The sequence below is a fragment of the Lentzea atacamensis genome (assembly GCF_003269295.1).
GTDB classification, from domain to species: Bacteria; Actinomycetota; Actinomycetes; order Mycobacteriales; family Pseudonocardiaceae; genus Lentzea; species Lentzea atacamensis.
The window spans coordinates 259,962-267,755 of sequence record NZ_QLTT01000009.1; the positions used below are offsets into that span (position 1 = coordinate 259,962).

The following is a 7,794-nucleotide window of genomic DNA, read 5'->3' on the forward strand; positions in this document are numbered from 1 at the left end:
CGTCGATCACGGGATCACCCACCCCTGCGTGAACTCCGTTTTGTAGCCCTCGCAGCCCTCGTGCAGCGAGTCGAAGTGGTGGCCACCGGCGTTGCAGCGGTACAGCTTCACCGTGTGCACGTCCGTTGGCGGCGCGGTGAAGACGTAGCCGAGCAGGCCGTTGTCGTAGATCGTCTGACCCTCGCAGTTGGCCGCGGAGGAGGTCATGCGGTCTTCGGAGTTGTTGATCTTGCAGGAGTACACGGGCTTCGTGTTCGCCTCCGGGTTCGCGAGCAGCTTTCCGAGGTAGCCGGGCTTCTCCTGGGTGAACCCTGCGGGCACAGGAAGACGCGAGGTGCCGCTGTAGTGCCAGCCGCTGCCGCTGATGTAGCGAGAGAACGCGAGCGTCTCCCTCGGGGGCTTCGGCTGCGTAGTGGTGGCCTGCGGCTGGTTCGGTTGCGTGGCCTGCGTCGGTTTCTGGCTGCTCGCAACCTGACTGCTGCTGGGGGCCGCGCTGCTGCTCGGCGCCGCACTGCTGCTGCTCGGCGCACTGGAGGCGGTGCTGCTGGTCTGCGACGCCGGCTGCTCGTTGCTCGCGCCCTGCTGCGCCGCTGCCATGCCCGGCGTCTGCGGCTTGATCAGGAAGACGGCGGCGAGAGCGATCACCACGACGGCTGCCGCCACACCGGCGAAGACGCCGATCTTCCTGCGGGACTTGGGCTTCTCGTCGTCCCACTCCTCACGCGTGACGGCCTGAGGCGCGACGTACGTGGTGACGGGTTCGATGACGACGGTCTGCTCGGACGGCGGAGCAGCCACCTGCTTGGTGCGGTCACTGAGCCGTGCTCGCAGCTGGGCCGCGGTGGGACGCTGGATGTCGTCATGGGTGAGCAACGCCATGATCGCGGCGGCGAGCGGGCCAGTGGTGCGTTGCAGCACCGGCTCCTCGTACATGATCGCGTGCATGGTGGCCGCGGTCGTGTCGCGCTGGAACGGTGCCCGGCCCTCGATCGCGTGGAACATGGTGGCGCCCAACGCCCACAGGTCGCTCGCGGGCGAGGGAGGCTTGCCGGCGAACAGCTCCGGCGCCATGTAACCGGGCGAGCCCATGATGCCGCCCGTCGCCGTGAGACCGGGGTCGTCCATCGCACGGGCGATGCCGAAGTCGGCAAGCTTCACACGCCCGTCGGGCAGCACCATGATGTTGCTGGGCTTGACGTCCCGGTGCACGATGCCCGCCGCGTGCGCCGCCTCCAGCGCACTGAGCGTCTGCAGGCCGATGTCCGCGACCTCGTCCTCACTGAGCGACCTGCGCGTCATGACCTCGGACAGCGTCGGCGCCTCGACGAGCTCCATCACCAGGTACGTGACGCCGTGCTCGACGATGACGTCGTAGAGGCCGACGACGTTCGGGCTGTTCAGACGCCCTGCCGTGCGAGCTTCGCGCAGCACGCGCTCGGTCTCGGTGGTCCGCAGCTCCTTGAGCGCGACCTGGCGTCCGATGACCCGGTCCTCCGCCAGCCAGACGACCCCCATGCCGCCCCGGCCGAGCTCCCTGATCGTCGCGTATCTGCCCGCGACCAGCCTCGTCGGTTCCCCCACGACGCGGCATGGTAGCCGGACGGTCGCATCGGCCGGTTTTCTGTCCGGTTCTGTCCGCTGACAGCGCGTGCCCGCTTCGCTACGGTTTTTATTGGTCTAGACCGCTTCCCTGTTCTTCACCAGCAAGGCGGTCAGTCATGTCCCTTGGCGTTTTGCTAGCAGCGTTATCCCTGCTCAGCCCGCATGTAGACGACCTGCCCGACGAATTCCGGCGCCCTTCCGCCGAGGCGTCGATCCAATCGGTCGTGTGCGACGGCGACGGCGTGAGCGGCAAACGAGTGCAGGCCGTCTACGTGCGCGGCGACCAGTCGGCGGACCGGTACCCGCAGCTCGTGGCCCAGTTCCAGACCTTCGCCGACCAGATCGACAACGCCTTCGTCGAGGCCGCCTCCAGACTGGGTGGCGGCGTGCGGCACGTCCGCTTCGTGACCAACTCGGCGTGCCGCGCAACCGTGGACAACGTTGTCGTGCCGCAGTCGGCCATGTCCTCCCCCTCAGCCATCGCCGACCAGCTCGCTTCGAGGGGCTACAACCGGACCGACCGCAAGTACCTGTTCTGGCACGACTCCGCCGGCTGCGGCCTGGCCTGGGGCGCACCGGGCGACGACCGCCCGGGCGCCGACAACGGCTACAACTCCGGACCTTCTTACGCCGCAATGGGTACCGGCTGCTGGACGTGGCAAGCCAGCGCCCACGAACTGCTGCACACCCTGGGCGCCGTGCAACGTTCCGCACCGCACGCGACTCTGCACGGCCATTGCTGGGACGACCAGGACATCATGTGTTACAACGACGGCGGCATCCCGAACCCGCCAGGCGGCCTGGTGAACGTGTGCCCCGGCGCACCCGAGAACCAGCTCGACTGCGGCGGCGACGACTACTTCCACACCAACCCGCCCGCGGCTTCCTACCTGGCAACGCACTGGAACGTCGCGCGCAGCCAGTACCTGGTGTCGTCCGGTTCTGGCGCCATCGTGGGCATCGGCGGGAAGTGCGTTGATGTCAACGGTTCCGGCACCGCCGACGGCACGGCAGTGCAGCTGTGGGGTTGCAACGGCACGGGCGCCCAGCAGTGGTCACGCACCGGGGACACGTTGCGCGCCTTGGGAAAGTGCATGGACGTCAACAACTCCGGCACCGCTGACGGAACCGTCGTACAACTGTGGACTTGCAACGGCACCGGCGCCCAGGTGTGGTCGCGTGTGGGGACCACGTTGCGCAATCCCCAGTCCGGTAAGTGCCTGGACGCGTCCGGTGGTTCGTCGGCCGACGGCACCCGGCTGGTGATCTGGACGTGCACGGGCGGTGCGAACCAGAACTGGCAGCTCTAGACGTACCGGCCCTCGCTCGCGTCCGAGCGGGGGCCTTTCACCTAGCGGTGACCCGGTGGTCGTCGCAGTACACGACGTGCAGCCACTTCCAGTGCCACCGATCTTCGGTGATCTCAGCGCAGCAGTGCGTGCCAGGGCTCTCGTGCATGTGCCGGGGACACTCCTCGACCAGCTCCCGCAACGCCTGTCCCCCGACCTGGAACGCGGGCCTGCTCCCCACGACGAACACGGTGTCGGCCACGATCTCGCCCCGCAGCAGATCCCGGTTGTCCCGGTGACGCAGCCGCTCGTAGTCGGGCTCCTCCTGGAGCCCCCGGCAGACCACGGTGTGCGGCCGCCCCACACCCCGCAGCCTGGCGCGCACCTGCTTCCACTTCGAGAGCCGAAACCCGAGGCTGTGGTGCAACAGCACCAGATCCAGCACCGGCCCGTCGCTCCAGCGGCACGCGGAATCGCTCTGCCGCAACGGCAAGTACACCAACGTGCGCGGCGAACGCATCGCGAACTCCCACGCCATGGCAATGCCGCGCGCGGATGCTTTGTCCACGCACGCCTCGACGCCCAGGTACCCCTCGTACAGCGGCGCGTGCGACAACGGCCGGGCCGGCTGCACCACCCGGTACTCGTCACGGCCCAGCCGCACGGTGCTGACGAGCGTGCGCCAGCGTTCCCCTTCCAGCTTCATCGCGGGGAACGGTAGAGGTCGCCGGCCGGCTTCAGCGACCGATTTCAGCCCTCGGCGGCGAGCTGACCACAGGCCGCCGCGATCTCCTGCCCACGCGTGTCCCGCACGGTGCACTCGACACCCTGCTCCCGCACCCGCCGCACGAACTCCCGCTCCACCGGCTTCGGCGACGCGTCCCACTTGCTGCCCGGCGTCGGGTTCAACGGGATCAGGTTCACGTGCACGAGCTGCCCCAGGTGCTTGCGCAGCTTCTTGCCCAGCAGATCCGCACGCCAGCCCTGGTCGTTGATGTCCCGGATCAGCGCGTACTCGATCGACACCCGCCGCCCGGTCTGGTCCGCGTAACCCCGCGCCGCCTCCAGCACCTCGGAGACGTCCCACCGGGTGTTCACCGGCACCAGCGTGTTCCGCAGCTCGTCGTCCGGCGTGTGCAGCGACACCGCCAGCCGCACCTGCAGCTTCTCCTCGGTCAGCTTGCGAATCGCCGGCACCAGCCCGACCGTCGACACCGTGACAGTGCGCTGCGAGATCCCCAGCCCGTCCGGCGCCGGCGCGGTGATGCGGTGCACGGCCTCGATCACGCGCTTGTAGTTCGCGAGCGGCTCGCCCATGCCCATGAAGACGATGTTCGACAGGCGACCGGGACCGCCAGGCAGCTCGCCGTCGCGCATGGCCGCCGCACCCAGGCGCACCTGGTCCACGATCTCCGCGGTCGACAGGTTGCGCTGCAGGCCGCCCTGGCCGGTCGCGCAGAACGGGCACGCCATGCCGCAGCCGGCCTGCGACGAGATGCACAGCGTCGCGCGGTCCGGGTAGCGCATCAGGACGCTCTCGATGAGCGTGCCGTCGTGCGCCCGCAGCAGAGTCTTGGCGGTGGTCCCCTCGTCCGTTGTGACCTTGCGCACGACCGTGAACAACGGCGGCATCAGGTCGGCCACGAGCTTGTCGCGCGTGGCGGCCGGAATGTCGGTCATCTCGGCGGGGTCGACGGTCAGGCGGCCGAAGTAGTGGTTCGACAGCTGCTTGGCGCGGAACGGCTTCTCGCCAAGCGCCGCAACGGCTTCCGCGCGCTGCGCGGGCGTGAGGTCGACCAGGTGACGCGGCGGCAGGCCGCGTTTGGGCGCGTCGAAGACAAGGGGAAGCGAGGTCATAGCACATCTAGTGTCCCACGAACCCAGCGTCTACAAGACCGTTGCATCGCGATAGATTCCGATATATCGTTAACGGCATGATGATGAAACCACACCACAGGAACCACCACCACAGGCATCGCCACGGACCCTTCGGGGGCGGTGGCAGGGGCGGCCGCCAACGGCGCGGCAACGTCCGCGCGGCGGTTCTGTCCTTGCTGGCAGAACGGCCGATGCACGGCTACGAGATCATTCAGGAGATCGCCAGGCGCACCGGCGGCGCGTGGAGCCCGAGCCCCGGCTCGGTCTACCCGACGCTGCAGATGCTCGCCGACGAAGGCCTCATCTCCTCGGAGGAAGAAGGAGGCAAGAAGTTGTTCACGCTCACCGACCACGGCAGGACGGAGCACACGGCCCCGCCCTGGCGCGACATCAACATCCAGCTCGACCCGGTCGACGGCGAACTGCGCTCGGCGATCCGGCTGCTCGGCAGCGCGATGGAGCAGATCTCCCACGCGGGCACGCCGGAGCAGAAGGCCCGAGCCGTCGAGCTCTACAACGAGCTGCGGCGCAAGCTCTACGCCATCCTCGCCGAGGAGTGACCTACCACCGGTCGTGCACGTGCGGCCGGACCAGCTCGTCGTACACCGCCGCGACGGCCTTCCCGTCCACCGGCTGCAGATCAGCGGCCCCTGAGTTGGCCCGAGCCTGCTCCACGTTGCGAGCACCGGGGATCACCACCGTGACACCGGGCTGGTCGATGATCCACCTGAGTGCGAACTGCGCCATCGTGGCACCCTCGGGAACCAACGGCCGCAACCGCTCGACGGCTTCCAGGCCGACCTCGTAGGGGACCCCGGAGAAGGTCTCGCCGACGTCGAACGCCTCGCCGTTGCGGTTGTAGTTGCGGTGGTCGTCAGCACCGAAAGTCGTTGCCTTGTCGTACTTCCCGGACAACAACCCGGACGCGAGCGGCACCCGCGCGATGATCGCGACCCCGGCCTCCGCCGCAGCCGGCAGCACGTCCTCGAGAGGCTTGAGCCGGAACGCGTTCAGGATGATCTGCACGCTGGCCACGTGCGGACGCTTGATCGCCTCCAGCGCCTCCTCGACCTTCTCCACCGACACGCCATAAGCAGCGATCCGTTGCTGCTCAACCATCTCGTCCAAGGTGTCGTACACCTCGTCACGGCTGTACACCGCAGTGGGCGGGCAGTGCAGCTGCACGAGATCCAACGTGTCGACACCCAGATTGCGGCGGCTCCGGTCGTTCCACGCGAGGAAGTTCTCCCGGTTGTACCCCTCCGTGGTCTGCGCCGGCAGCCGCCGCCCCATCTTCGTGGCGACGAACACGCCGTCGTCCTTGCGCTCCTTGAGGAACCGTCCGACGAGCGTCTCACTGCGACCGTCGCCGTACACGTCCGCGGTGTCGAAGAAGCCGACACCCGTGTCAGCCGCGGCGTGCAGCAACGCGAGCGCGTCGCTCTCGTCCACCTCGCCCCAGTCGGCGCCGAGCTGCCAGCAACCCAGCCCCACGACGCCTACCTGGCGGTTCAACCTGCCTGCGATTCGCTTCTCCACGAACCAGAGCCTAGTCCGGGTTCAGGTCTCACCGCAGTCCGAGAGAGCGTTCCCACAAGCCTAATGACGCCCTCGAGTCTTCAGACAGGCGCTCGCGATAACCGGCGAATTCTCTCAGCACGAACCGAATTCGCTGGAGCTGAAGACCACGGACCGGCGAAACCGACCTGGGCCCGGCCGCTTGGATCGACGACACCTCCAACCGCAGGTCATCCAGGACTTCACCTTCTTCAGTCACGCCACGGACGTAGTCCGCCCAAATTCCGTCCAAGCCGGTCCGAACCAGCTCGCTCTCGATCCCGACAGAAATCATGGCCAGCTTGGCGACAACCTCACGGTGGAGCGTCTCCTCCCAAGGCAGCCCTCCACTCCTCCGTGCGGCCTCGAGTGCCCGCAGAAGAACCTCTCCCCATTCCAGCATTTCTCGACCACCAGGCTCCGTGGCCGCGAAGCCCGAGGAACATGATGAGACCAGCGCGGTCCACCACGAAAAGGACGGCACCACCTCGCCCGCAGTTCGAAGAAACTCCGCCGCTTCAGCAGGCTGAGATGCGGACATAACCCGTTCGACACTCGGAAGCTCTGGAACTCTCACAGCACGTCACCCCCTCGGGACCGTAATGGTCTCGATCCCGGCTCTACCGAAAGCCGCCTCAGCTATCCCCATCAGTTCCTCTCCAGGCTCGAAGTGACCACTCCAGTTGTTGATCGATGCCATTTGGAAAAGATCATCCAGGTTACCTGAACCAGCGGAGAGTACCTTGCCTTCGAAACCGGCGAGAACGGTGTGCGCCATTTCCATTCTGGGCCAGTCGCCAGCACTTCTGCCGCCCGCGTACGCCGGCATCACCCGCAATTCGTGGCTGCCTGCCTCGCCAGCCACAACAGCCCACTTGAAGTCCGTCTCACCACCAAGGGCATCTCGAAGTCCACCGTACCCAGTTCCTTCCCTCATAACCGCCGGCGTCACATTTCGCTTCTGGGCGGCGTCGATTTCGAGTCGCTGCTTCTCTGGCGAGGCATTGTTCGACAGGCCGCAGTTGTGGACCAGGACCGAAGCGTCACCTGCCTGCACATAGTAGGTGTGCAGGCCGTCAACCGTCAGGTTGTACACCGTCAGGTGCTCGGTCCGACGAGCGGTGGCGGTGACCTTCGACGACCGATCTTCCGCAGTGCGTATGTCGTCACCCGGCACCAGGTCCTTCGCTTCGACCCACGCAGCCTTGTCGCTGACCCAGAAGGGGTGACCACCTGTGGCCGTCACGACGTCGGTCTTGTCGCCCGCCGCCCCATCTTCGTGGCGACGAACACGCCGTCGTCCTTGCGCTCCTTGAGGAACCGTCCGACGAGCGTCTCACTGCGACCGTCGCCGTACACGTCCGCGGTGTCGAAGAAGCCGACACCCGTGTCAGCCGCGGCGTGCAGCAACGCGAGCGCGTCGCTCTCGTCCACCTCGCCCCAGTCGGCGCCGAGCTGCCAGCAACGA

The 7,794-nt window shown here is 67.2% G+C and carries 7 protein-coding genes and 1 pseudogene; 2 read left to right on the top strand and 6 right to left on the bottom strand.

Features of this window, described 5'->3' with window-relative positions; translation table 11 throughout:
- Nucleotides 1–6: 6 nt before the first annotated feature.
- Nucleotides 7–1,581, bottom strand: a complete 1,575-nt coding sequence (locus C8D87_RS34495) for a serine/threonine-protein kinase (protein WP_267899905.1) — start codon at nt 1,579–1,581, stop codon at nt 7–9.
- 263 nt (nt 1,582–1,844) lie between these two features.
- Here C8D87_RS34495 and C8D87_RS34500 point away from each other — a divergent pair, with 263 nt between their 5' ends.
- Nucleotides 1,845–2,912 (top strand): ricin-type beta-trefoil lectin domain protein, encoded by a 1,068-nt coding sequence (locus tag C8D87_RS34500; RefSeq protein WP_233439319.1) that lies wholly within the window; start codon nt 1,845–1,847, stop codon nt 2,910–2,912.
- 37 nt (nt 2,913–2,949) lie between these two features.
- Here C8D87_RS34500 and C8D87_RS34505 read toward each other — a convergent pair whose 3' ends face one another.
- Both C8D87_RS34505 and rlmN read right to left on the bottom strand, forming a co-directional pair.
- Nucleotides 2,950–3,597 carry a hypothetical protein gene (locus C8D87_RS34505; protein WP_109633992.1) on the bottom strand — a complete coding sequence of 216 codons (648 nt, stop codon included), beginning with the start codon at nt 3,595–3,597 and terminating at the stop codon, nt 2,950–2,952.
- Between the two features lie 44 nt (nt 3,598–3,641).
- Entirely contained in the window at nt 3,642–4,748 is a 1,107-nt protein-coding gene (gene rlmN, locus C8D87_RS34510; protein ID WP_109633995.1) for a dual-specificity RNA methyltransferase RlmN, read from the bottom strand.
- A 77-nt stretch (nt 4,749–4,825) separates the two neighbouring features.
- On the opposite strand from rlmN, the gene C8D87_RS34515 reads away from it, so the two are divergent.
- Nucleotides 4,826–5,329 (top strand): PadR family transcriptional regulator, encoded by a 504-nt coding sequence (locus C8D87_RS34515; protein WP_109633997.1) that lies wholly within the window; start codon nt 4,826–4,828, stop codon nt 5,327–5,329.
- 1 nt (nt 5,330) lies between these two features.
- On the opposite strand, the gene C8D87_RS34520 is transcribed toward C8D87_RS34515, so the two are convergent.
- The 3 genes and pseudogenes from C8D87_RS34520 to C8D87_RS34535 form a co-directional block, all read right to left on the bottom strand.
- On the bottom strand, nt 5,331–6,308 hold the full coding sequence (locus C8D87_RS34520; protein WP_112229917.1) for an aldo/keto reductase: 978 nt from the start codon (nt 6,306–6,308) through the stop codon (nt 5,331–5,333).
- Nucleotides 6,309–6,909: 601 nt separating this feature from the next.
- Complete coding sequence (locus C8D87_RS34530; protein WP_109634004.1) at nt 6,910–7,572, bottom strand: polymorphic toxin-type HINT domain-containing protein; 663 nt, start codon at nt 7,570–7,572, stop codon at nt 6,910–6,912.
- 17 nt (nt 7,573–7,589) lie between these two features.
- Nucleotides 7,590–7,794: pseudogene (locus tag C8D87_RS34535) on the bottom strand (aldo/keto reductase); the annotation flags it as partial.

Bases quoted from the DNA above. Each gene is read 5' to 3' on its own strand.
- C8D87_RS34505 (WP_109633992.1), bottom strand. From the start codon at position 3,597: ATGAAGCTGGAAGGGGAACGCTGGCGCACGCTCGTCAGCACCGTGCGG.
- rlmN (WP_109633995.1), bottom strand. From the start codon at position 4,748: ATGACCTCGCTTCCCCTTGTCTTCGACGCGCCCAAACGCGGCCTGCCG.
- C8D87_RS34515 (WP_109633997.1), top strand. From the start codon at position 4,826: ATGATGATGAAACCACACCACAGGAACCACCACCACAGGCATCGCCAC.